This is a genomic window from Inquilinus limosus MP06 (assembly GCF_000767795.1).
Classification (GTDB): domain Bacteria; phylum Pseudomonadota; class Alphaproteobacteria; order DSM-16000; family Inquilinaceae; genus Inquilinus; species Inquilinus limosus_E.
Window position 1 is genome coordinate 1 of sequence record NZ_JANX01001058.1, and the last position, 995, is coordinate 995.

1 protein-coding gene is annotated in these 995 nt (G+C 71.9%); it reads right to left on the reverse strand.

Annotated elements, in window-relative coordinates; all coding sequences use genetic code 11:
* Nucleotides 1–57 precede the first annotated feature (57 nt).
* The coding region (locus P409_RS35165; protein ID WP_034849705.1) for an MmgE/PrpD family protein at nt 58–995 on the reverse strand (938 nt) is incomplete at its 5' end.

The following is a 995-nucleotide window of genomic DNA, read 5'->3' on the forward strand; positions in this document are numbered from 1 at the left end:
GGCCGTTCGCTTCTCTTCCATCATCCCCTCCCCGTTACGTGTCGTTGGCCGCCGTGGCTAGTCCGGCGGGTTCAGGTCCCGGATCGCGGCCAGCCGGTCCAGCGACTGCAGCTGGTCGAACAGGATCCGCGCCGCCCGCAGCGACAGCCGGCCTTCGGTGCAGGTGCTGAACTTGCGCCACGCATCGTCGGCGGTCAGGCGCCGGGTCCAGTGGCCGCGGGCGAAGGGCACGCTCGGCGCCTCCAGCGTCCGGCCATCCCTCAGATGCAGCCGGATGCCGCCGCTGAAGCCGAGATTGGGCGTGGTGTCGGCCGGGATCGTCGGATCCGACACGATATCCACCCGCGCCATCATCGCGCGCACGTCGTCGCGGCCGTAGAACGGTTCCTTGAGATGGTCGCAGGTCATGCGGCGGTCGATCACCGCGGCGGCGAGCGCGAGCTCGATGCTGTGCGACGGCACCAGATGGCCGCCGGAGGTCGAGGGCGACTTCCGGTGCACCTCCATCTGCGCCTCGCTGATCAGCGCTTCGATTCGCGCCACCTGCTCCGGCGTCACGTCATGGCCGCGCACGAGGTCGAGGATCCCGTCCAGCGCCCGCTGCATCATGTTGCCGACCGGGTGCTGCTTGACGTGGATGCCCACGGTCTCCAGCCGCCAGGCCCGGCCCAGATCGTCGATCGGCCGGTCGAGATCGACCTGGCCGCGCGGCGACAGGGCGGACAGCAGGCCCCGGCCCGGGAATTCGAGCGCATCCTCGGCCGCCGTCAGCCCGGCCTGGGCCAAGCGCGCGGCATGGACGCCGGCGGCCGAGGCGCGGGCCACCTGGAACGGCCCGATCTGGTAGTCGAAGCTGCGGGTGATGCCGCCGGACATGGCGGCGGCGATGCCGATCGCCCGCGCCGTCTGCGCCGCATCGAAGCCCCGCAGGTTGGACACGGCGATGGCCCCGGCCACCGGGCCGAAGCACGCGGTCGCGTGCCAGCCCTTCGAGG